Source organism: Microbacterium alkaliflavum (assembly GCF_044325405.1).
In the GTDB taxonomy this organism is placed as follows: domain Bacteria; phylum Actinomycetota; class Actinomycetes; order Actinomycetales; family Microbacteriaceae; genus Microbacterium; species Microbacterium alkaliflavum.
This window is the reverse complement of record NZ_JBIQWL010000006.1, coordinates 138,722-160,341: the sequence shown is the minus strand read 5'-3', so window position 1 is coordinate 160,341 and position 21,620 is coordinate 138,722. Positions and strand designations below refer to the sequence as shown.

General features: G+C 71.1%; 23 protein-coding genes. 13 read left to right on the top strand and 10 right to left on the bottom strand.

The genetic code is table 11. The annotated features are described in order from the left end of the window. The 7 genes from ACH3VR_RS16380 to glnT are packed head-to-tail and all read right to left on the bottom strand — an operon-like array spanning nucleotide 1 to nucleotide 7,299. Nucleotides 1-1,233 carry an allantoate amidohydrolase gene (locus ACH3VR_RS16380; protein ID WP_397557390.1) on the bottom strand — a complete coding sequence of 411 codons (1,233 nt, stop codon included), beginning with the start codon at nucleotides 1,231-1,233 and terminating at the stop codon, nucleotides 1-3. After that, the gene (locus ACH3VR_RS16375; RefSeq protein ID WP_397557389.1) at nucleotides 1,230-2,357 is read right to left on the bottom strand and encodes an FAD-dependent oxidoreductase; all 1,128 of its coding nucleotides are present in this window, start codon (nucleotides 2,355-2,357) and stop codon (nucleotides 1,230-1,232) included. Before ACH3VR_RS16375 ends, ACH3VR_RS16380 begins: the two co-directional genes overlap by 4 nt. An 11-nt stretch (nucleotides 2,358-2,368) precedes the next feature. Further along, nucleotides 2,369-2,926 carry a HutD family protein gene (locus ACH3VR_RS16370; RefSeq protein ID WP_397557388.1) on the bottom strand — a complete coding sequence of 186 codons (558 nt, stop codon included), beginning with the start codon at nucleotides 2,924-2,926 and terminating at the stop codon, nucleotides 2,369-2,371. 7 nt (nucleotides 2,927-2,933) lie between these two features. Next, complete coding sequence (locus ACH3VR_RS16365) at nucleotides 2,934-4,256, bottom strand: FMN-binding glutamate synthase family protein (protein WP_397557387.1); 1,323 nt, start codon at nucleotides 4,254-4,256, stop codon at nucleotides 2,934-2,936. Between the two features lie 24 nt (nucleotides 4,257-4,280). After that, nucleotides 4,281-4,982 carry a GltB/FmdC/FwdC-like GXGXG domain-containing protein gene (locus ACH3VR_RS16360; RefSeq protein WP_397557386.1) on the bottom strand — a complete coding sequence of 234 codons (702 nt, stop codon included), beginning with the start codon at nucleotides 4,980-4,982 and terminating at the stop codon, nucleotides 4,281-4,283. Then, nucleotides 4,979-5,905, bottom strand: a complete 927-nt coding sequence (locus tag ACH3VR_RS16355; protein WP_397557385.1) for a class II glutamine amidotransferase domain-containing protein — start codon at nucleotides 5,903-5,905, stop codon at nucleotides 4,979-4,981. Before ACH3VR_RS16355 ends, ACH3VR_RS16360 begins: the two co-directional genes overlap by 4 nt. Nucleotides 5,906-5,934: 29 nt before the next feature. Beyond that, a complete protein-coding gene (gene glnT, locus ACH3VR_RS16350) occupies nucleotides 5,935-7,299 on the bottom strand; it encodes a type III glutamate--ammonia ligase (protein WP_397557384.1) in 1,365 nt (454 codons plus the stop codon). A gap of 208 nt (nucleotides 7,300-7,507) precedes the next feature. On the opposite strand from glnT, the gene ACH3VR_RS16345 reads away from it, so the two are divergent. Together ACH3VR_RS16345 and ACH3VR_RS16340 are read left to right on the top strand one after the other, a co-directional pair. Next, complete coding sequence (locus ACH3VR_RS16345; protein ID WP_397557383.1) at nucleotides 7,508-8,770, top strand: ammonium transporter; 1,263 nt, start codon at nucleotides 7,508-7,510, stop codon at nucleotides 8,768-8,770. Between the two features lie 198 nt (nucleotides 8,771-8,968). Next, nucleotides 8,969-10,537, top strand: coding sequence for a glycosyltransferase family 39 protein (locus ACH3VR_RS16340; RefSeq protein WP_397557382.1), 1,569 nt, complete (start codon nucleotides 8,969-8,971; stop codon nucleotides 10,535-10,537). On the opposite strand, the gene ACH3VR_RS16335 is transcribed toward ACH3VR_RS16340, so the two are convergent. Together ACH3VR_RS16335 and ACH3VR_RS16330 are read right to left on the bottom strand one after the other, a co-directional pair. Continuing rightward, nucleotides 10,527-11,546, bottom strand: a complete 1,020-nt coding sequence (locus ACH3VR_RS16335) for a sensor histidine kinase (protein ID WP_397557381.1) — start codon at nucleotides 11,544-11,546, stop codon at nucleotides 10,527-10,529. The genes ACH3VR_RS16340 and ACH3VR_RS16335 overlap by 11 nt on opposite strands. Further along, nucleotides 11,543-12,211 (bottom strand): response regulator transcription factor, encoded by a 669-nt coding sequence (locus ACH3VR_RS16330; RefSeq protein WP_397557380.1) that lies wholly within the window; start codon nucleotides 12,209-12,211, stop codon nucleotides 11,543-11,545. Before ACH3VR_RS16330 ends, ACH3VR_RS16335 begins: the two co-directional genes overlap by 4 nt. 102 nt (nucleotides 12,212-12,313) lie before the next feature. Here ACH3VR_RS16330 and ACH3VR_RS16325 point away from each other — a divergent pair, with 102 nt between their 5' ends. From ACH3VR_RS16325 to ACH3VR_RS16285, 9 genes are all read left to right on the top strand, one after another. Further along, nucleotides 12,314-13,087: a COG4705 family protein gene (locus tag ACH3VR_RS16325; RefSeq protein ID WP_397557379.1), complete on the top strand. Its 774-nt coding sequence runs from the start codon at nucleotides 12,314-12,316 to the stop codon at nucleotides 13,085-13,087. Nucleotides 13,088-13,161: 74 nt separating this feature from the next. Further along, on the top strand, nucleotides 13,162-14,043 hold the full coding sequence (locus tag ACH3VR_RS16320) for a GlcNAc-transferase family protein (protein ID WP_397557378.1): 882 nt from the start codon (nucleotides 13,162-13,164) through the stop codon (nucleotides 14,041-14,043). Then, entirely contained in the window at nucleotides 14,040-14,651 is a 612-nt protein-coding gene (locus ACH3VR_RS16315; protein ID WP_397557377.1) for a prolyl hydroxylase family protein, read from the top strand. Before ACH3VR_RS16320 ends, ACH3VR_RS16315 begins: the two co-directional genes overlap by 4 nt. A gap of 31 nt (nucleotides 14,652-14,682) precedes the next feature. Then, complete coding sequence (locus ACH3VR_RS16310; protein WP_397557376.1) at nucleotides 14,683-14,988, top strand: hypothetical protein; 306 nt, start codon at nucleotides 14,683-14,685, stop codon at nucleotides 14,986-14,988. A 155-nt stretch (nucleotides 14,989-15,143) separates the two neighbouring features. Further along, complete coding sequence (locus ACH3VR_RS16305) at nucleotides 15,144-15,509, top strand: PadR family transcriptional regulator (RefSeq protein WP_397557375.1); 366 nt, start codon at nucleotides 15,144-15,146, stop codon at nucleotides 15,507-15,509. 2 nt (nucleotides 15,510-15,511) lie between these two features. Beyond that, entirely contained in the window at nucleotides 15,512-15,880 is a 369-nt protein-coding gene (locus ACH3VR_RS16300) for a DUF1048 domain-containing protein (RefSeq protein WP_397557374.1), read from the top strand. After that, nucleotides 15,877-16,692, top strand: a complete 816-nt coding sequence (locus ACH3VR_RS16295) for an ABC transporter ATP-binding protein (protein WP_397557373.1) — start codon at nucleotides 15,877-15,879, stop codon at nucleotides 16,690-16,692. The genes ACH3VR_RS16300 and ACH3VR_RS16295 overlap by 4 nt, the downstream gene beginning before the upstream one ends. Then, on the top strand, nucleotides 16,689-17,450 hold the full coding sequence (locus ACH3VR_RS16290) for an ABC transporter permease (RefSeq protein WP_397557372.1): 762 nt from the start codon (nucleotides 16,689-16,691) through the stop codon (nucleotides 17,448-17,450). The genes ACH3VR_RS16295 and ACH3VR_RS16290 overlap by 4 nt, the downstream gene beginning before the upstream one ends. Before the next feature lie 83 nt (nucleotides 17,451-17,533). Beyond that, nucleotides 17,534-17,758 (top strand): three-helix bundle dimerization domain-containing protein, encoded by a 225-nt coding sequence (locus ACH3VR_RS16285; RefSeq protein WP_397557371.1) that lies wholly within the window; start codon nucleotides 17,534-17,536, stop codon nucleotides 17,756-17,758. A 10-nt stretch (nucleotides 17,759-17,768) separates the two neighbouring features. Here ACH3VR_RS16285 and ACH3VR_RS16280 read toward each other — a convergent pair whose 3' ends face one another. After that, nucleotides 17,769-18,848 carry a DNA polymerase IV gene (locus ACH3VR_RS16280; protein ID WP_397557370.1) on the bottom strand — a complete coding sequence of 360 codons (1,080 nt, stop codon included), beginning with the start codon at nucleotides 18,846-18,848 and terminating at the stop codon, nucleotides 17,769-17,771. Between ACH3VR_RS16280 and ACH3VR_RS16275 the strand changes: the two genes are divergently transcribed. After that, nucleotides 18,745-19,197 carry a DUF3459 domain-containing protein gene (locus ACH3VR_RS16275; protein WP_397557369.1) on the top strand — a complete coding sequence of 151 codons (453 nt, stop codon included), beginning with the start codon at nucleotides 18,745-18,747 and terminating at the stop codon, nucleotides 19,195-19,197. The two genes, ACH3VR_RS16280 and ACH3VR_RS16275, sit on opposite strands and share 104 nt — an antisense overlap. Before the next feature lie 85 nt (nucleotides 19,198-19,282). Then, on the top strand, nucleotides 19,283-21,478 hold the full coding sequence (gene helR, locus ACH3VR_RS16270) for an RNA polymerase recycling motor ATPase HelR (protein WP_397557368.1): 2,196 nt from the start codon (nucleotides 19,283-19,285) through the stop codon (nucleotides 21,476-21,478). The last annotated feature ends 142 nt before the right edge of the window (nucleotides 21,479-21,620 follow it).

Sequence of the window (21,620 nt, the reverse complement as noted above, 5' to 3'; positions counted from 1 at the left end):
TTAGGAGGGCGTCGCCGCAGGCTCGGGGAGGGGCGCCCGCGCGAGGTCGCCGAGCACCTGGGCGAGGGCGACGGCGCCGGCCTCGGCATCCGCGTCTTCGCACAGCTCCTCGGGCGAGTGCGACACACCCGTCGGATTGCGCACGAAGAGCATCGCCGTAGGCAGATGCCCGGCGAGCACGCCGGCGTCGTGCCCCGCGCCGGTGCCGAGCTCGGGCGCGTCGGGGAGAGCTGCGCGCAGCTGCCGGCGCAGGCCCAGGTCGAAGTCGACGGTGGGGCTCAGCGACTCCTCGCGCACCGTCGCGGTGCAGCCCTCTGCGAGCGCGATCACGTCGACGAGGTCGCGCACGCGTGTGACGAGCGCCGCCGTGACGAGGTCGTCGGGATGACGGAGGTCGATCCAGAAGTCCACGCGGGACGCGATGACGTTCGTGCCGCCCGGCACCGGCTCGAGTCGGCCGACCGTCGCGCGCGCGTCAGGGGTCGCGCGGGCGAGGTCGCGGATCGCGAGGATCATGGATGCCGCCGCCACGACGGGATCGCGGCGACCCTGCATGAGCGTCGTGCCGGCGTGGTTGCCCTGCCCGTCGACGGAGACCCGCCAGCGGCCGTGGCCGAGGATCGAGGAGGCCACCGCGACCGGGTGCCCGAGGTCGACAAGCCCGCGGCCCTGCTCGACGTGGAGCTCGACGAAGGCGCCGATTCCGGCGAGCGACGCCGGGTCGGCGCCCATGCGCGCCGGATCGAGCCCGTCGCGCGCCGCCGCGTCGGCGAACGTGTCGCCCTCGGCATCCTTCAGCGCGAGCGCGCGCTCGGGTGCGATCGCCCCGGTCAGCAGCCGCGAGCCGAGGCACGCGACGCCGAAGCGCGAACCCTCCTCCTCCGGGAAGACGGCGATGCCGATCGGGCGGGGCAGCGCCATGGACTTCAGCAGGTCGATCGCGGCGAGCGCCGACGCGACGCCGAGGGGGCCGTCGTAGCCGCCGCCGCCAGGGACGGAATCGAGGTGGCTCCCCGTCACGATCGCGGGGCCTGTCGTGCCGGGCGGCCGCCACCACGCCCACACGATCCCGTTGGCGTCGCGCTCGACGTCGAGCCCGCGGCGGATCGCGTGGCCTTCGAACCATTCGCGCAGCTCGCGGTCGACCGCGCAGTACCCCGGCCGGCTGTAGCCGCCGCGGGTCGCGTCGGCGCCGATCGCGCCGATCTCGCCGAGCATGCTCGCGACCGTCATGCGGGCACCTTCGCGTGCAGGGGGCGGAAGCGCGCCGGCACGTCATCGCCGCCGGTCACGAGCCGCGCCGCGAGCTCGCCGATGAGCGGGGCGAACTTCGCGCCGTGCCCCGAGCAGGGCGAGAGGATGGTGACGCCCTCGACGCGGTCGATGACGAACTCCTCCTCGGGCAGGTTCGTGAACAGGCACGTCGTCTCGGCGTACGGCTCGGGGTTCAGGCCCGGGAGCGTGCGCGCGACGTAGTCGACAAGCCGTTCCCGCTGCGCCGGATCCACGACGCGGTCGTGCCCGAGGGCGGAGGGGATGACGCGTCCGCCGTTGTAGATCGCCACCTTCTGGCCGCAGAAGTCGGCATCGCGTCCGCCCGGCAGGCCGTACACCTGAAGGTCGTCGGTCTTGTGGATGAACGTCGGCCAGGCCGCCTCGGGGTCGCGGTAGGGGAAGTGCAGCGCCTGCTCCTGGCGCACCTCGACGGCGGGGAAAACGATGTCGTCGGGCAGGTCGAGTGACCCCAGAAGCGAGGGCAGCCAGCCGCCGGCGGCCACGACGACCTGCGAGGCGGGCTGCTCCGCGCCGGTCTCCGACACGACGACGTAGCCGTCGCCGCGCTTGAGGACCGAGTTCGCCGTCCAGTTCGAGTGGACGACGGCGCCGTGAGCCTCGGCGAGGCGCAGCATCCCGTTCACCGCCGACTCGGCGTCGATGACGCCCGCCGCCTCGTGCCACAGCACGGGGCCGTCGAAGGCGAAGCCAGGCCACCGATCGGCGGCCTCCGAAGGGGCGAGGAGCTCGTGCGCGATGTCGAGCTCGCCGAGCACGGAGGCGAGGGCCGCGGGGTCGCGGCGACCGCCGAAGTCGAGGGCGCCGGACGGGGTGATGAGGGTCGTGCCGAGGGATGCCTCGAGCTCGTCCCAGCCCGCGCGGGCGATGCGCACGAGGTCGGTGTAGAAGGGGTCGGGATAGGCGTAGCGGAAGATCCGCGCCGAGCCGTGCGAGCTGCCGAACGGGCTCGCGGGCTCGTCGCGCTCGAGCACGACGACGTCCCGGCCCGCGGCGGAGAGCTTCCAGGCGGCGGCCGAGCCGGACAGGCCCGCGCCGATGACGACGATCGGATGGGAGGACATGGGGGTGCCTTTCACTGCGGTGCGTCGGCCGGGCTGACGCGGAATCGGGCGATCAGGGCGTCCGCGCATTCGAGGGCGCGCGGACGGGAGCCGGTCGGGAGCACGCTTCCCAGGGGCAGCGGGATGCCGTCGAGCCGGGCCGCACCCGCGACGAGGGCGGTCAGGGTGTCGGCCGGATCGACGGCGAACGGGCCGCGATGCGTCTCGATGCGCCAGGTCGTCCGCGCGAGCGCACGCCTCGTCATGACATTGAGCACCGACACGGCGCGACCGCCCGTCGCCGCGATCGCGTGGGCCTCGCCGGCGAAGGCGAGGCCCGCGGCACTCGTGACGCGGTGATCGACGCCGTCGACCATGAGGGTCAGCGCGGGCTCTGTGAGCGGGATGAGGATGCGGTCGATGCCGGGCAGGAGGGAGAACGGCATCCGTCCCCGCACCTCCGCGATGCTGACCCGCCAGGCCAGCCGCTCGACGAGCACGCGCGTCGTGCCGAGCCCGTTCGCCCACGGCTGCGGGGAGACGTCCGCGGGGGTCACGACATCGAGGTCGGCGAGCACGTCGAGCGGCACGGCGGGCCTACCGTCCGGGGACCCAGGACGTGCCGGCGAGCGGCACACCGGCCATCGCGGCGGACTCGACCGTGAGCGCGACGAGGTCCTCGGGCTCGAGGTTGCGCACGTGCGACTTGCCGCACGCCCGGGCGATCGTCTGGGCCTCGAGCGTGAGCACGCGAAGGTAGTTCGCGAGGCGCCGGCCCGCCGCCACGGGGTCGAGCCGTGCCGACAGCTCGGGGTCCTGCGTCGAGATGCCGGCGGGGTCGCGCCCGTCCTGGAAGTCGTCGTAGAAGCCCGCGGCCGACCCGAGCTTGCGATACTCCTCGTCGTAGCGCGGGTCGTTGTCGCCCAGTGCGATGAGCGCGGCGGTGCCGATGGCGACGGCATCCGCTCCCAGCGCGAGGGCCTTCGCGACGTCGGCACCGTTGCGGATGCCGCCCGAGACGATCAGCTGCACTCCCGTGCGGTGCACGCCGAGCTCCTGCAGCGCCTGCACGGCGGGGCGGATGGCGGCGAGCGTCGGGATGCCGACGTGCTCGATGAACACCTGCTGCGTCGCGGCCGTGCCGCCCTGCATGCCGTCGAGCACGACGACGTCGGCGCCGGCCTTCACGGCGAGGGCCGTGTCGTAGTAAGGGCGGGATGCCCCGATCTTGACGTAGATGGGCTTGCGCCAGTCGGTGATCTCGCGCAGCTCGGCGATCTTGATCGTGAGGTCGTCGGGGCCCGTCCAGTCGGGGTGCCGGCTCGCGGAGCGCTGATCGATGCCGACGGGGAGCGTCCGCATGCCCGCGACGCGCTCGGTGATCTTCTGGCCGAGGAGCATGCCGCCGCCGCCGGGCTTGGCGCCCTGGCCCAGCACGACCTCGATCGCGTCGGCCTTGCGCAGGTCGTCGGGGTTCATGCCGTAGCGCGACGGCAGGTACTGATAGACGAGGGTCTTGGACTGGCCGCGCTCCTCGGGCGTCATGCCGCCGTCGCCGGTCGTCGTCGAGGTTCCCGCCTCGCTCGCGCCGCGCCCCAGCGCCTCCTTCGCGTTCGCCGACAGCGCGCCGAAGCTCATGCCCGCGATCGTGACCGGGATGTCGAGGTGGATGGGCTCGAGCGCGTTGCGGGCGCCGAGCGTGACGTCGGTCGCGCATTTCTCGCGGTAGCCCTCGAGGGGGTAGCGGGACATGCTGGCGCCGAGGAAGAGGAGATCGTCGAAGTGGGGGAGCGGGCGCTTGGCGCCCCATCCGCGGATGTCGTAGATGCCGGTCGCGGCGGCACGCTGGATGTCATTGATCGTGGCGCGATCGAACGTCGCCGATTCGCGCAGGCCCTGGGCAGCGAGGTCAGTGGTCATTTCATGCTCCTGGTTTGCGAGTGGTCAGTACGCGCCGGCGTTGTCGACCTTGAAGTGGTAGAGGCTGCGGGCCGAGCCGTAGCGGCGGAACTCGCTCGGGTCCTCCGTGCGGCCGGCGCGGGCGAGCAGATCGGCGAGCTCCGCGAGGTGCTCTTCGCGCACGGGCTTCTCGACGCAGTCGGCGCCGAGCGACGCGACCGTGCCGCGCACGTAGATGCGCGCTTCGTAGATCGAGTCGCCGAGGGCATCGCCCGCGTCGCCGCACACGACGAGGCGGCCGGCCTGCGCCATGAAGGCCGACGCGTGGCCGATGCTGCCTCCCACGACGATGTCGACGCCCTTCATCGAGATGCCGCAGCGGGCTCCCGTGTTGCCCTCCACGACGACGAGACCGCCGTGGCCCGTGGCCGCCGTGGACTGCGAGGCATCCCCCGTCACGTGCACGACGCCCGACATGATGTTCTCGGCGAGCCCGACACCCGCGCTGCCGTGCACCCTGACGGTGCCGCGCTGGTGCATGCCGGCGAAGTAGTAGCCCACGTTGCCGTGCACCTCGACGTCGATCTCACGGTCGATGCCCACGGCGATGTTGTGCGCGCCGCGCGGCTCGTCGACGACCCAGGCGGAGCCGGGGTCGGCGTCGTGGAACAGCTGGTTGAGCTCGCGGACCGTCGTGATCGAGAGGTCGACGGGGGTCGCGGTGAGGGTTTCGGCGGCGAGGGTCATCGCACGGCTCCTTCCAGGACGGGCGCGTCGAGGCGCCAGGTGTAGACCACGCCGGGCGTGGGTTCGAAGATGCGGGCGTCCTGGACGCCCGGCAGGCCCGCGAGGGCGCGGTACTCGGAGGCCATGGCCACCCAGTCGTCGGTCTCGGCGATGATCGCGGGCTTGCAGGCGATGGGGTCGCGGACGACGGCCATGCTGTCGGCGGTCGTGACGACGAGCGTGTAGAAGCCGTCGAAGACGTCCTGCAGGTGCGCGAGGGCCGTCGGCAGGTCATCGCCCTCGGCCATCCGCGACGCGATGTAGCGCGCGGCGACCTCGGAGTCGTTCTCGCTGTCGAACTCGACGCCCTGCGCGCGCAGCGTGCGCCGGATCGAGGCGTGGTTGCTGAACGACCCGTTGTGCACGAGGCACAGGTCCTCCGCCACGGTGAAGGGGTGGGCGCCGACGGCGGTGACGGCCGACTCGGTCGCCATCCGCGTGTGCGAGAGCGCCTGCGTTCCGCCGATGCCGGTGAGTCCGTACGTGTCGGCGAGCTCGACGGGGTGGCCGACGCCCTTGAGCACGGCGACGTGGCGGCCGCGGCCGATGATGTGGGCCCCGGGCACCTCGGCGCGCACGGCGGCCTCGAGTGTCGCGGCATCCGTCTGGGCGTTGACGAGCACCGACTCGGCGTACGCGGCGACCGTCGGGCTCGCGCTCGGAAGCGCCGTGCGCAGTCCGGAGAGGAGGTCGTCGGCATCGACGTCGCCGATGACGGTGACCGTGGCGGTGCCGGCGGGAGTCATGCGCTCCGACCCGTAGAGGGCGAGGCCCGCGGAGTCGGGGCCGCGCTCGACGATCTCGCACAGCATCCCGTGCATGTATGCGCCGAGGTCGGCGCGCAGGGCGGGATTGCGGATCTGGAGTGCTGCGATGCCGCACATGGTGTGTCCTTTCGAGAAGTGGATGCCGGTCAGAAGGCCGTCAGGTACTGGTCGATCTCCCAGCCCGTCACGGTGTTGTGCCAGCTGAGGAACTCGTCCTCCTTGGCCGCGGCGAAGTACTCGCCGATGTCCTGGCCGCCGTTGACGGCGTCGAGCAGGACGCTGTCGTCGCGGAGGGCCTGGACGGCGTGGAGGAGGGTGCGGGGGAGCGCGGCGGAGGTCTCGCGCGACTCGCCGGGACCGCACGGGTCACCCGGGTCGGTCCGAGCGTCGATGCCCCCGAGGCCCGCGAAGATCACGGCCGCGAGCGCGAGATAGGGGTTGGCCGAGCCGTCGCCCGCGCGCAGCTCGATGCGGTTCGAGTCGGGCACGCGGATGAAGTGCGTGCGGTCGTTGCCCCCGTACGTCGCGTGCTTGGGCGACCACGTCGCGCCCGAGGCGCTCGTCGTGGCGCCGCGACGCTTGTACGAGTTGACGCTCGGCGCGAGGAACAGCTGCAGTGCCGGGGCGTGCTCGAGCACGCCGCCGACGAACGAGTAGGCGAGCGGCGAGAGGCCGAGGCCCCGGGTGTCGTCGGATGCGGGGAAGGCGGGAGAGTCGCCCTTCCACAGCGAGAGGTGGAAGTGCAGCCCGTTGCCCGAGCGGTCGGTGAAGGGCTTGGGCATGAACGTCGCCGTCATGCCGCGCTGCTCGGCGAGCATGCCGATGAGGTAGCGGAGCGTGATGACGCGGTCGGCCGTCACGAGCGCCTCGGCGTACTTGAAGTTCTGCTCGAACTGGCCGGGCGCATCCTCGTGGTCGTTGGCGTAGTTCGCCCAGCCGAGGGCGTTCATGGCGTCGCTGACGGCAGCGAGGTGATCGAACATGCGCGTGACGCCGCGGGCGTCGTAGCACGACCGGGCGCCTTCGTCGCGGGAGTCCGCCGTCGTGAGACGGCCATCCTCGTCGCGGTCGACGAGGAAATACTCGACCTCGGCGCCGACCTTGCCGGTGAGGCCGCGGGCGGCGAGCTCGCCGAGTGCGCGCTTGAGGATCACGCGTGGCGCGTAGGGCCACGGCGCTCCGTTGACATAGGGGTCGCAGTGCACGATCGCGAGGCCCTCGCGGACGAAGGGGATCGGCGCGTAGGAGTCGAGGTCGGGCACGGCGATGAGGTCGGCGTCCTGGGGGCGCTGCCCGATGAGGCCGGCCGCGAAGCCGGCGAAGCCGAGCTCCCCGGCCTCCAGCTCGTCGGCGGCCGAGACGGGCACGAGCTTGGCGCAGGGCTTGCCGTTGAGGTCGACGAACACGGCGAGGATGAATCGGACCTCGTCCTGCTCGGCGCGGGCGCGGAGCGAGAGGCGCGGCGTGGGAAGCGTCACGATCTCGCTCTCGAGTGCGGGAAGGGTGGTCATGTCAGAGGCTCCTCAGAATTGACTGTAAGTGAAGCGCGTTGACTGACAGTAACAATAGTTGCTTCACCAACAGGTCTCGACGATGTTTCGGGCACGTAAAACCGAGGACGGTCCACGACACAGACTGTTTACGGCGAAGCAACGCCCACTGAATTGCCTGTCAAGAAAATGAGTTGCATAACAGTTGTCAACCCGAGAGGCAATCGAAATGGACCAAGGAAACACCGCATTCGTGCTGCTGTCGGCGGCGCTCGTCCTGCTCATGGCGCCAGGACTGGCGTTCTTCTACGGCGGGCTCGTCAAGGCCAAGAGCGTCATCAGCATGATGATGATGACCTTCGGCGCGGCGGGACTCATCGGCGTGCTGTGGGTGATCTACGGCTACGCGATCGCGTTCCCCGGGTCGACGGGGCTCGTCGCGCCGTGGTCGATCGACTGGTCGGCGATCGGGCTCGGCAGCCTGCTCGAGACCCCCGAGGGGGCTGCGTACCCGCCGCTCGCCTTCGTCGCCTTCCAGGCGACCTTCGCCATCATCACGGTCGCCCTCATCTCCGGCGCGATCGCCGACCGCGCGAAGTTCGGCGCCTGGATGATCTTCGCGGGCGTCTGGGCGACGATCGTGTACTTCCCCGTCGCGAGCTGGGTCTTCAACTTCGGCCTCGCCGATGACGGAAGCTTCGCCTACGGCGGGTGGATCACGTACGGCCTGCAGGAGGCGTTCGGCGTGGGCGTCATCGACTTCGCCGGCGGCACGGCGGTGCACATCAACGCGGGCGCCGCGGCGCTCGCCCTCGCGCTCGTGCTCGGCAAGCGCGTCGGCTTCCGCAAGGGAGCCCACGTGCCGCACAACCCGCCCTACGTGCTCCTCGGCGCCGGCCTGCTGTGGTTCGGCTGGTTCGGCTTCAACGGAGGCTCCGAGCTCGCCGCCGACAACACCGCGGCGCTCGTCTACGTCAACACGATCGCCGCGACGGCAGCGGCCCTCCTCGCCTGGCTCGTCGTCGAGAAGATCAAGGACGGCAAACCCACCTCGATCGGCGCCGCATCCGGCGCCGTCGCGGGTCTGGTCGCGATCACGCCGGCGTGTGCCGCGCTCGACCCCATCTGGGCGATCGTGCTGGGTCTCGTCGCGGGCGCCGTCTGCGCCATCGCGATCGAGCTGAAGTTCAAGTGGGGCTTCGACGACTCGCTCGACGTCGTGGGCATCCATCTCGTCGGAGGCCTGATCGGAACGCTCTACCTCGGCTTCTTCGCCAACGGCACGGGCCTGTTCATGGGGGGCGACGGCACTCAGCTGCTCGTGCAGGCGATCGCGGCGTTCGCGGTGCTCGGCTACTCGCTCGTGCTCACGCTCATCATCGGCTTCGCGATCGAGAAGACGATCGGCTTCCGCGTGACGAACGACGACGAGATCGCCGGCGTCGACCTCGCCGTGCACGGCGAGGCGGGCTACGTGCTCGAAGACGCGTAACGGCTCTGCGGGCCGGTGCGGCGGATCCGCGCCGGCCCGATAACCCATCGCTGCGGGATGCGCCACCCCCGGGCGGACCCGCACCGTGCGGCGTACCGTGAAGCCGACGAGCCGACGACGCGGGAGCCGCTGCGCGCGGGCGCCGCGACTCTGAGCGTTTTCTCAGCGCGGGATCGTCACGGTCGAGGAGTGGACGTGATGGCGACGAGCACGACGGCGGCCCGGGGTGCGGCATCCCGGCCCGACGCACGGCTTCCGGGGACGCCTGCACGGCGGCTGCGCCGTGCAGCAATCCTCGTCGGCGCGATCGCCATGGTCGTGAGCCTCCTCGGCTCGTGGATCCCGTCGCTGTGGGGCGACGAGGCGGCGAGCGTCCTCTCGGCACAGCGCCCGCTCCCGTCGCTCATGGCGATGCTCACGCACGTCGACGCCGTCCATGGCGCGTACTACCTCGGCCTGCACGTGTGGATCGACCTGTTCGGGCCGAGCCCCTTCTCGGTGCGCTTCCCGTCCGCCGTCGCGGCCGGCCTCACGGCCGCCGCCGTGACGTGGCTGTGCGGCAGGTTCGGGTCGGTGCGGTTCGCGCTCGTCGCGGGGCTGCTCGTGGCGATCCTGCCGCGCATGACGTACGCCGGCACCGAGGCGCGGGCCTACGCGCTCGACGCCGCGATCGCGGCGATCCTCTGCGTCATCGCCGCGGAGGTGCTGCGGAGGGATGCCCCGTCCCGGCGGTGGTGGGCCGCGTACGCCGCGATCCTCGCCGTCGGCGTCTACGCCTTCCTCTACCTCGCCCTCATGGCCCTCGTCGTGGGGGTCGCGCTCGCCGTCGAACCGCGGGGCCGACGGCAGCTGCGGCGGTGGGCCGTGGCATCCGCTCTCGCGTTCACGGCTGCCGCCCCCGTGATCGTGCTCGCGCTGATCGAACGCAAGCAGATCGCGTTCCTCGCAGGCCGTGACCGGCTCACGGCCGACGCCGTGTTCGTCAAGATGTGGTTCGGCGCGCTGCCGTTCGCGATCGTGGCATGGGCGCTCATCGTGGTCGCCATCGTCGTGTACGTCCGCCGCGGCCGCCGCGCGCCACTCCCGCACCTCGAACCGCTCGCCCTCGCGTGGCTGATCGTCCCCATGGGGGTGCTCCTCGCCGCCAGCACGATCGATGCCATCTACACGCCGCGCTACGGCACGCTCGCCGCCCCCGCCGCCGCCGTGCTCATGGCGCTGGGGATCCGCGCCATCGCGCGCAGCCGCTGGATCGCGCGCCGCCGCGGCATCGCACGGGACGACCGGATGCGGCGCTCGCGCCGCATCGCTGCGGTCGTCGCAGCGGTCGTCGTTCTCGCCGCCGCGCCGGTGTGGGCCGGCCAGCGCACGGAGTGGGCGAAGAACGAGTCCGACTGGAATGACATCGCCGCGACGATCCAGCCGCACGCACGGCCGGGCGACGCGATCGTCTTCGACGAGTCGGTGCGCCCGTCGCGGCGGCCCCGGCTCGCGATGGAGACGAATCCCGCGCCGTTCGCGTCCGTCGCCGACGCCACCCTCGAGACCCCCTACGCCGAGCGGCCCCTGTGGTACTCGTCGACGTACACGGTCGCCGAGGCCGCCGGCCTCGGGCGGTTCACCGGCGTCGACCGGGTGTGGGTCGTGGAGTACGACACGGGCGGGAAGGTGAGCACGTGGGGTGTGGCCGATCTCGAGGCGCGGGGCTTCCACGCGGCGACCGAATTTCGGCTGCACAGCAGCGTCGTGACGCTCTTCACTCGGTGACGGGCCTGCCCGCCTGCCTGGCGCGGGGCAGGCGGATCGCGATCCTCGTGCCGCGGTCGGAGGTCTCGACGACGGCGGCCCGGCCGCCGAACCGGGTGAGCGCGTCCTGCACGAGGAAGAGCCCCAGGCCGTAGCCCGTGCGGGTGGAGCCTCCGCCGTCGACGGCGTCCGACGAGCGCGCGAACCGGTCGAAGACGCGCTCGGGAGGGATGCCGCGGATGCCGGATCCCTCGTCGACGACGTCGATGCGCACCTCCGTGCGCGACGCGGACGGCGCGACGGTCACGGTGCCGCCCTGCGACGAGTGCTTCACGGCGTTGTCGATCAGCGCGACGAGCGCCCGGTGCAGCGTCGCCTCGGGCATCGCGACGCACACGTCGGGGCCGATGGACCGGCCGACGAGCCGCACGCCCCGGTCGGCCGCGAGCATCTGCATCGCGTCGACGGCGAGGCGGACGGCCTCGCCCACCGGGATCGCCGGCGGATCGAGGTAGCCGGGTCCCTCCACGCCGTCGAGGAGGTCGTCGACGACCGCGATGAGCCCCGCCGAGTCGCGGCGCAGCTCGCCCACGATCTCGCGGTGCTCGTCGTCCGGGCGTAGCGATCGCTCGAACACCTGGAGCCGCGTGTCGAGCACGGCAAGCGGCGTGCGCAGCTCGTGCGAGGCATCCGCCACGAAGCGGCGCTGGCGGCGCAGTGCGTCGACGAGCGGTGCGACGGCCTGCCGCGTCGCGATGAGAGCCAGCGCGCCGACGACGAGGACGCAGAGCACGCCGATGGCCAGCACCGCGACGAGCACGTCGCGGCTGCCCACATGCACCGGATCCTCGCGGTCGCCGGTGTCGAAGAGCTCGGTGATCGAGACCTGCGACGACACGATCCAGAACGCCGCCGCCAGCACGACGATCACGAGCACAGCTGCCGTGACGGTGATCCACAGTCCGACGCGCCGCGAGGTGCGGCGGACGAGCAGCTCGTCGGCATCGAGGCGCTCGCGGCGCGCGCTCACGACACGATTCCGAGCCGATATCCGCGGCCGCGCACCGTCGTGACGATGTCGGCGTCGAGCTTCCGGCGCAGGTAGTGGACGTAGGTGTCGACCGAGCCGGGAGTCTCGGTCGCGTCGAAGACGGCGGTGAGGATCTCGTCGCGGCTGAACGTCTTGTGCGGGTGGGTCGCGAGCAGCTCGAGGAGCGACGTCTCGCGCTCGGTCAGGATGACCCGCCCGTCGTACGGCGAGTAGACGGCGCGCGACTCGGGGTAGAACTCCCACGCGCCGATGCGCACGAAGGGGCCCTCGCCGCTGCCCGCGCGCCGGATCGCGCGCAGGCGGGCGAACAGCTCGTCGAAGTCGAAGGGCTTCACGAGGTAGTCGTTGGCTCCGGCATCGAGGCCGCGCACCTTGTCGTGCACGCTGCCGAGCGCCGTCAGGATGAGCGTCGGGGTGTCGTTGCCGCTGCGTCGCAGGATCTCCACGATCGACACGCCGTCGACGGTGGGGAGGCGGCGATCGATGACGAGCGCGTCGAAGCGCCCGTCCTGCGCGGCGTCGAGCGCCTCGCCGCCGTCGGGCACGAGCGTGACCTCGTAGACCTCGTCGAGCACGCTCGCCATGAGCGGGCCGAGCTGCGGGTCGTCCTCCGCGAGCAGCAGTCGCGGTCGATCCTCGGGCATGAGCGACCTCCTCACGACGATCCAGCCACGATAGCTCTGAGATCAGACTAAGAATCGCAACGGTCAGTCGATTCTTAGCGTCTGCCCGCGACGCTCGGCGGCATGGCCACTCGCACGGCGGGCGCGCGCTCCCGCGTCCCGGACCCCTCGCCGCTGTTCTGGATGACGAAGGCTGCCTCGACGGCCCTCGGCGAGGCGGTGTCGGACTTCTCCATCCACGTGCTCCCGCCCGTCGTCGCGGTGCTGCTCGGGTTCGCCGCGTTCGTCGCGGCGCTGCTGTTCCAGCTCACGCGGGGCCGCTACCTGCCCGGCGTCTATTGGCTGGCCGTCGCGATGGTCGGCGTCTTCGGGACGATGGCGGCCGACGTCGCCCACGTCGTCATCGGACTGCCGTATGCCGTGTCGGCGCTCGTCTACGGCGTGGCGCTCGCCGCGGTGTTCTTCGCGTGGTGGCGCGTCGAGAGGACGCTCTCGGTGCACGCCATCACGACGACGCGTCGCGAGATCTTCTACTGGGCCGCCGTGGTCGGCACCTTCGCGCTCGGCACCGCCGTCGGCGACCTGCTCGCCGTCGGCCTCGGGCTGGGGTATCTCGGGTCGGTGCTCGTCTTCGCGGTGCTCATCGCGATCCCGGCGCTCGGCTATCGGTTCCTGAAGTTCGGGCCCGTCTTCGCGTTCTGGTTCGCGTACGTGCTGACCCGCCCGCTGGGCGCGTCGGTGGCCGACTGGCTCGGCAAGCCCGTCGCCGAAGGGGGAGCCGGAGTCGGGTCGGGATGGGTCGCGGCGGGCTTCGCGCTCGTCATGGTGGCGTTCGTGCTGGTGGAGCGGTTCGCGCCCGCGCGCGAGCGCGCTCCGGGACTCGTCGGCGAGGTGTGACCCACGCCCTTGTCGCCCGCGCCGGGCGGCGATATGGTCGCGGTGTCTCGGGGGAGCGAGCACTGGGGGGTGCGATGTCTGCGAGACGGATCTTCGTGCAGATCCCGGCGTACCTCGACACCGAGCTCGCGTCGACGCTGCGCGACCTGTACCGCAAGGCCGCCGAGCCCGAGACCCTGCGGACCGTCGTGCTGTGGCAGCACGACGAGGGCCAGGCGCTGCCGGCCGACGTCCTGCGGCTGCCGGGCCTGACGATCATCGAGACGGATGCCGCGGCGAGCCGTGGCCCGAATTGGGCGCGCCGCCGGCTCGGCGAGGAGCTCGCCGACGAGCCGTATTCGCTCCTGCTCGACTCCCATCACCGGTTCGCGCCGGGGTGGGACGCGCAGGTCGTCGGCATGCACGAGGGTCTCGTGGGGCGCGGCATCCCGAAGCCTCTCGTGACCTCGTATCTGCCGGCGTATCTTCCCGGCGCGGGGGCGCGATCACGGCAGCAGGATCCGTACGTCGTGTCGCCCATGGAGCGGGACGACGGCGTGCTGACCCGACTCACGAGCCATCCGCTGTACCGGTGGGAGGTGCTCGAGGCGCCCGTGCGCGGCACCTACGTGTCGCTGCACTTCCTGTTCTCGTCGAGCGACTTCACCCGCGAGGTGCCGATCGACCCGGCGGTCTACTTCTTCGGCGACGAGATCGCCCTGAGTGTGCGGGCGTTCACGTACGGGTGGGACGTGTACCACCCGCATCGGATCCTCGGCTGGCATGCGTACGACCGCGCGAGCCGCGAGCCGCACTGGGAGCGCCACCGGGAGTGGGGCGACGCGCAGCGGGCCTCGCTCGCGCGGCAGCGCTCGCTCTATACAGGAGGCTCCGACACTGCACAGCTGCGCGGTTCCGCGCGGTCGGTCGCCGACTTCGAGGCGCACGCGCTGCATCGATTGGTGGTGGCGGCATGACCCGCGTCCAGACTCTCGCCGAGACGGTCGCGGAGGGCGGCATCGGCTGCGACCCCGATTTCCTCTCCGCGAAGCGCGCCGCCGCGATGACCGACGACCTGCGGTACGTGCGCTGGGAGACCAGCCGCGTCGTCAAGCCGGCGCCGGGCGGCGGGCACGTCATCGCCGACGACCCGATCCGCGTGAGCCGCACGGCGAACCAGGTGTGGTTCAACGCGGCGCTCGCCAAGCGCGTCGACGAGATCGAGGAGCGCATCAGCCGCGATTTCGCGACGCCGCGCTCGCACCTCGAGTCATGGCAGGCGGTGCAGTACGGGCCGGGCGGCAAGTTCGAGACCCACCTCGACGGCGGCACATTCCGCGACGAGCCCGCGGGAGAGCGGGTGCTGACGCTGCTGCTCATCCTCGAGGCCCCGGAGTCGGGTGGCGAGACCTACTTCCCCGAGCTCGACCTCCTCGTCGAGCCGACGGCGGGCAAGCTCGTCGTCTGGAACAACCTGCTGGCCGACGGGAGCCTCGACCGGCGCTTCCTGCACGCGGCGACGCCCGTGCGCGCAGGCCGCAAGACCATCCTCACGACCTGGTCGCGCGAGCGACCGGTGCGCTGAGGCATCCGGATCCACGCGAAAGGAGACAGGGATGAGAGAGAGCGACGAACAGCTCGTCAAAGCGGTCATCGCGAAATACGGCACCACGCTCGACCTCGTGAACCGGCCCGACGAGCTCATCGAGATCGTCCGGAACATCCGGTTCGACGACCCAGACGGCGGCACGAACCCGTGTGCGGGGACGCCGCCGCCCCCGCCGCCCGGACCCGGGCCGACCAGCCTGCAGTTCGGCGACCTTCAGCTCGTCGATGTCATGAAGGAGGTCTTCGCCCTGCGCAAGGCCGTCGATCAGAACACGAAGCAGCTGAAGTCCCTGAGGAAGGGGCTCACGAGCTGAGTCGTGCGACCGACGCGAAGGCCGCGACCCTTGGGGGTCGCGGCCTTCTTCGATGCATGTGGAGATTCTTCGGTATTCAGTGTTGCTATGTACTGGTACTCAGCGTTACTATCTAGTGGTAGTCAGTAACACCGAGTAGTGGAAGGGAGGCTCCCATGGGCAAGCAGGAGACCGAGATGCTCAAGGGCATCCTCGAGGGCGTCGTGCTCGGCGTCCTGTCCACGCGCGCCGCCTACGGGTACGAGATCACGGCGTGGCTGCGGGACCAGGGCTTCTCCGACATCGCGGAAGGCACGATCTACGCACTCCTCGTGCGCGTCGAGCAGCGAGGGCTGGTCGACGTCGAGAAGGTCCCCTCCGAGAAGGGGCCGCCGCGCAAGGTCTACACGCTCAACGCGCAGGGACACGAATACCTGAACGAGTTCTGGAGGACCTGGAGCTTCCTCACGGACCGACTCGAGAAGCTCCGCACCGCACAGCTCGACGCCGCGGAAGACGGCGTCGAAGAAGGAGACAAGTGATCATGGCCGCGAAGTGGATCGAAGCCCTCACCGGGTCGCTCGAGCAGAAGAAGCAGTACAAGGGGTTCCGGGCCCGCATGGACGCCCTCCCCGAGCCCTACCGCGAGGTCGCGAACGCGATGCACCGGTACTTCATGTACTACGGCGGCGTCACCGACGGCGACACCCTCGTCACGATGATGGGCGACCTCGTCGACCTCTGGGAGCGCGCCGCCGCCGACGGCACCGCCGTGCGCGACATCGTCGGGTCGGACCCCGTCGACTTCGCCGAGACGTTCGCGCAGGCCTACGGCGGCACGCAGTGGATCGACAAGGAGCGCAGTCGCCTCGCGAAGGCGGTCGACGATGCAGAACGGAGTCAGGGATCATGACCGCGGCAGTACGGGTGCAGGGCGTCGAGAAGGCGTACAAAGACCTGCAGGTGCTCAAGGGCGTCGACCTCGAGGTCGAGCGGGGGTCGATCTTCGCCCTCCTCGGCTCGAACGGCGCCGGCAAGACGACGCTCGTGAAGATCCTCTCGACGCTGCTCAAGGCCGACGCGGGGGTCGCGACCGTCAACGACTTCGACGTCGCGACGCAGTCAGGCGACGTGCGCGAGTCGATCAGCCTCACGGGGCAGTTCGCCGCCGTCGACGAGGTGCTCTCGGGCCGGGAGAACCTCGTGCTCGTCGCGAAGCTGCGGCATTTGAAGAATCCCGGTGCGATCGCCGATGCGCTGCTCGAGCGCTTCGCGCTGACGGATGCCGCCTCCCGCAAGGTCGCGACGTACTCCGGCGGCATGCGGCGACGGCTCGACATCGCGATGAGCCTCATCGGCGACCCGCCGGTGATCTTCCTCGACGAGCCGACGACGGGCCTCGACCCGCAGGCGCGCATCGAGGTGTGGGATGCCGTGCGCGAGCTCGCGGCGAATGGCACGACGGTGCTGCTCACGACGCAGTACCTCGACGAGGCCGAGCAGCTCGCCGACCGGATCGCGATCCTCCACGAGGGGCGCATCATCGTCGACGGCACGCTCGGCGACCTCAAGAAGCTGCTGCCGCCGGCGAAGGTCGAGTACATCGAGAAGCAGCCGACGCTCGAAGAGGTCTTCCTCGCGATCGTCACGAAGGGCGGCGCCGACAATGCCGCCGCGAAGGGCGCCGCCGCCGGCGTCGACACGGAGAAGGAGGTCGCGAAATGACCACGCACGTCATCGGCGACACGGCCGTCCTCACCGGGAGGTCGCTGCGCCACATCACCCGCAGTCTCGACACGATCATCACGACGGCGATCACGCCGGTCGCGATCATGCTGCTGTTCGTCTTCGTCTTCGGCGGGGCGATCGACACGGGCTCAGTGCCCTACGTCAGCTACCTGCTGCCCGGCATCCTGCTCATCACGGTCGCCTCGGGCGTGGCCTACACCTCGGCGCGCCTGTTCACCGACCTGCAGGGCGGTATCTTCGAGCGGTTCCAGTCGATGCCGATCGCACGGTCGTCGGTGCTCTGGTCGCACGTGCTGACTTCGGTCGTCGCCAACCTGACCTCGGTCGTCGTCGTCATCGGCGTGGCTCTGCTCATGGGGTTCCGCTCGGGCGCCGACGTGCTGGAGTGGCTCGCGGTCGGGGGCATCCTGGTGCTGTTCACCCTCGCCCTCACGTGGCTCGCCGTCATCGCGGGGCTGTCCGCCAAGACGATGGACGGCGCGGGCGCCTTCGCCTACCCGCTCATCTTCCTGCCGTTCATCAGCTCGGCGTTCGTGCCCACCGAGAGCATGCCGGGGCCGGTGCGCTTCTTCGCGGAGTACCAGCCGGTGACGTCGATCGTCGACGCCATCCGCAACCTGCTCGCGGGGCAGCCCGTGGGCGGCGACATCTGGATCGCGCTCGCCTGGTGCGTGGGCATCCTCGTGATCGCGTACTTCGTGGCGATGCTCGTCTACCGGCGCAAGTTCCGCTGAACCCGGCCTCGGCCGCGCATCACGATCGGCCCGCGTTGTCAATCCAGGTTGACGACGTGGGCCGATGCGCGCATCCTGGACACATGAGCGCGACGAATCCGTCCGACGAGTGGGAGGCTCTCTTCCACGTCGTCAGGCGGCTGTGCGCCCGCTTCCCCGACGCGGGGGAGGACGCCGTGTTCGCGCTCGTGGCCGAGGAGCTCGTCGAGTTCGACGACGCGTGGTTGCGCGACTACATCCCGGTGCTCATCGAAGGCCGCGTGCAGCGGCGCCTGCGAGCACGCCTGCCGCGGGCCGCGGCATCCTGAACCGGCCCCGTCACCAGCCGCTGCGCGTCGGGGTATGGCCGTCGCGGGCATCGTCGGGCAACGCCATCTCGAGCCGCACGCCGAGGAGCCGGATCGGACGGTCGGGCTCGATGCCGGCGACGAGCTCCATCGTCTTGCCGAGGGCGATCTCGCGGTCGAACGTCTCGGCGACCTTGCGCGTGAAGGTCTTCGTGAAGAACGGCGCATAGCGCACCTTGAGGCCGACGCCCACGACGGGTCGCCCCTCGGCCGTGACATCGGCGAGCACCTGCTCGAAGAGCTCGAGGGCCGCGCGCCGGATGTCCACGGGGTCGACGATGTTCTCCTGGAAGGTCGTCTCGCGGCCGTGCCCGCGGGCGACCCACGGGGTGTCGTCGACGACGTTCGAGCCGTCGCCGCGTCCGAGCTGCCGGTACCAGAGGCCCATCTTCGGACCGAACTCCGCGACGAGCGGGGCCTCGTCGGAGTGCGCGAGCTCGGTGACGGTGTGGATGCCGAGGCCCAGCAGCCGCTTCGACACCTTCGGACCGACTCCCCACAGCTCGATCGTGGCGCGTGCGCCCATGACCTCGAGCCAGTTGTCGGCCGTGAGCCGGAAGACGCCCTGCGGCTTGCCGAAGCCCGTCGCGACCTTCGCGCGCACGAGGGTGTCGCCGATGCCGACGCTGCAGTGCAGCCGCGTGCCGTCGAGCACGGCGCGCTGCGTCCGGCGGGCGAACGCCTCGGGGTCGTCGGTGTCGACGCCGAGGAACGCCTCGTCCCATCCGAGCACCTGCACGACGACGCCGGGCTGCGCGCGGAGGATCGCCATGACCTCGTGCGACGCGGCCGTGTAGGCCTCGGCATCGACGGGCAGGATGACGGCGTCGGGGACTTTCCGCGCCGCGAGGCGCAGAGGCATGCCCGATCCCACGCCGAACGCGCGGGCCTCGTACGAGGCGGTCGACACGACGGCGCGCTCGGTGGGGTCGCCGCGGCCGCCCACGATGACGGGCATGCCCTTCAGCTCGGGATGCCGGAGCACCTCGACGGCGGCGATGAACTGGTCGAGGTCGACGTGCAGCACCCACCGCCGGCCACCCTCGCTCATGCGACCAGTCTGCGGGTTACGGCCGGGTCAGATCCAGGCCCGCGAGCAGTGCGCCGGCCTCGGTCAGCCACCGGCCCGGACGCTGCTCGAGGTGCGCCGCGGACTGCCCGCGTTCTCGCCCTTCGCCGATCAGCGCGTCGAGCAGCTCGATCCGCGCGTGTTCGTCGTGCGGCGTGGTGCGGGCACCGACGAGGAGGTCGTCGCGGCGATCAACGTGAGCGACGAGCCGGTGCGGCTGCCGATGCTCGCCGGCACGGACGTGCTCTCGGGACGTGAGGTCGACGGGCTGGAGCTTGCACCCTTCGGGTATGCGTGGCTCGTGCCGGCATCGCTTCCCCTTCCAGTTTAGAGACGACAGGGGGGCTTGCGGCAAGGGCCCCGTCGGGGGGCAGAATCGATCCCCGCCTCCCTTTGCCGTCCCTGGAGTCAGCTGCATGCCGCGTGTCTCGACCAGCCCGTTCGACCTGCCCGACAACCTCGCCGCGAAGGCCGCGCCCGCACTCATCGCCGCCGACGAGTCGCACTTCGCCGCGATCGGCGAGAGCCTCGCGGCATCCATCGCCGACCTGTCCGCCCGTCTCGATGAGGTGCGCCTCGCTCCGACGGGCGGCGGCCAGGCGGCGCTCGATCGCGATCTCGAGATCCACCGGCTGAGTGCGCGGCTGCGGGCGCTGCGGCGGTTCGGACTCGATCTCGTGCTCGGTCGCATCGTGCCCGACGACGGCGGCGAGCCCGTCTACATCGGCCGTTTCGGACTGGTGGATGCCACAGGTCGGCGCCTGCTCGTCGACTGGCGGGCTCCGGCCGCCGAGCCGTTCTTCGCCGCGACGCACGCTCAGTCGCAGGGCCTTCTGAGCCGGCGCCGCTACCGGTGGTCGGGCGGGCGCGTGCGGGACTACTGGGACGAGGTCTTCACGGCCGAGGGCCTCGAGGACAATGCGGCGCTCGACGACCAGTCGGCGTTCATCGCGAGCCTCGGCACGAGCCGGTCGCCGCGCATGCGCGACGTGCTCGGCACGATCCAGGCGGATCAGGATGCCATCATCCGGGCGGGTTCGCGCGGGGCGCTCGTCGTCGACGGCGGACCGGGTACGGGCAAGACGGTCGTCGCGCTGCACCGTGCCGCCTACCTCATCTACTCCGATCCGCGCCTCGGCGAGGGGAGCGGCGGGGTGCTGTTCGTCGGCCCGCACGCGCGATACCTCGCCTACGTCTCGGACGTGCTGCCGAGCCTCGGTGAGGAGAGCGTGCAGGTGTGCACGCTGCGCGACCTCGTGACGGAGGGTGCGGCTGCTCTTCCCGAGCGTGACCCGGTGGCCGCGGCGGTGAAGGCGTCGAGCCGCATGGTCGAGGCGATCGAGCCCGCCGTGCGGCTCTACGAGGAGCCGCCCACTGAGCCGCTGATCGTCGAGACGCCGTGGGTCGATCTGCTGCTCACGCCGCAGGACTGGGCGGAGGCGTTCGCGTCGCCCGAACCCGGAACGCCCCACAACGATGCCCGCGACCAGGTGTGGGAGACGATCCTCGACATCCTCGTCGACCAGGTGGACGGCGACGACGTTCCGCTGCACCGCCTGCGCCGCGCGATCGCCCAGCACGACGGGCTGCGTCGCGCGGTCACCCGGGCCTGGCCGCTCATCGAGACATCCGTCCTCGTCGCGGACCTGTGGTCCGTGCCCGCGTACCTCCGCCGCTGCGCGCCGTGGCTCACGCCCGCGGAGGTCGATGCCGTGCAGCGGACGGATGCCTCGGCGTGGACCGTCGCCGACCTGCCGCTGCTCGACGCGGCGCGGCGGCGGCTCGGCGATCCCGCCGCGTCGCAGCGTCGCCGCGAGCGCGAGGCGATGCTCGAGGCGGAGCGGGCCGAGCGCGAGCGCGTCGCGGAGGAGCTCATCGCGGCCGACGACTCCGAGATGCTCATCATGACGATGCTGCGCGGCCAGGACTTCGTCAACTCGCTCGACGATGAGGCGGCCGTCGCCACGATCGACCCCGACCTGCTCGCGGGCCCGTTCGCGCACGTCATCGTCGACGAGGCGCAGGAGCTGACGGATGCGGAATGGCGGATGCTGATGAGCCGCTGCCCGTCGCGCAGTTTCACGATCGTGGGCGATCGCGCCCAGGCGCGCCACGGCTTCACCGAGTCGTGGGAGGAGCGGCTCGACCGCATCGGGCTGCGCGACAGCACCCTCGCGGCGCTCACGATCAACTACCGCACGCCGGAGGAGGTGATGGCGGCGGCCGAGCCCGTCATCCGCGCCGCGATCCCCGACGCCAATGTGCCGGTGTCGATCCGGGCGACCGGCGCGCCCGTCGTCTACGCCGACGCCTCCGAGCGCGATGCGATCCTCGCCGAGTGGCTCGGACACCACGGCGAAGGAATGGCCTGCGTCATCGGCGACGAGACCTTCGCGGGGTCGCCGCGGGTCGCCTCGCTCAGCCCGGAGCTCGTCAAGGGGCTCGAGTTCGACCTCGTCGTGCTCGTCGACCCGGAGGCGTTCGGCGGCGGCATCGAGGGCGCCGTCGACCGGTATGTCTCGATGACCCGCGCCACTCAGCAGCTCGTCGTGCTGCATAGCCCCGCCCGGCGCGCCTCCCTGGCGGTGGGAGCATCCCGAATTCCCCATTGAACTTCGCGCTCACACGGCCCTGGCGAGGCGTGGTCGCATCTGGGGCGTTGTCGGACAGAAGTGCTCTCGTTGGCCCATTGAACTTCGTGCTCAGACAGGTGCTGCGTGAGCCTGAAGTTCAATGGGGTTTTGGGAAGCATGC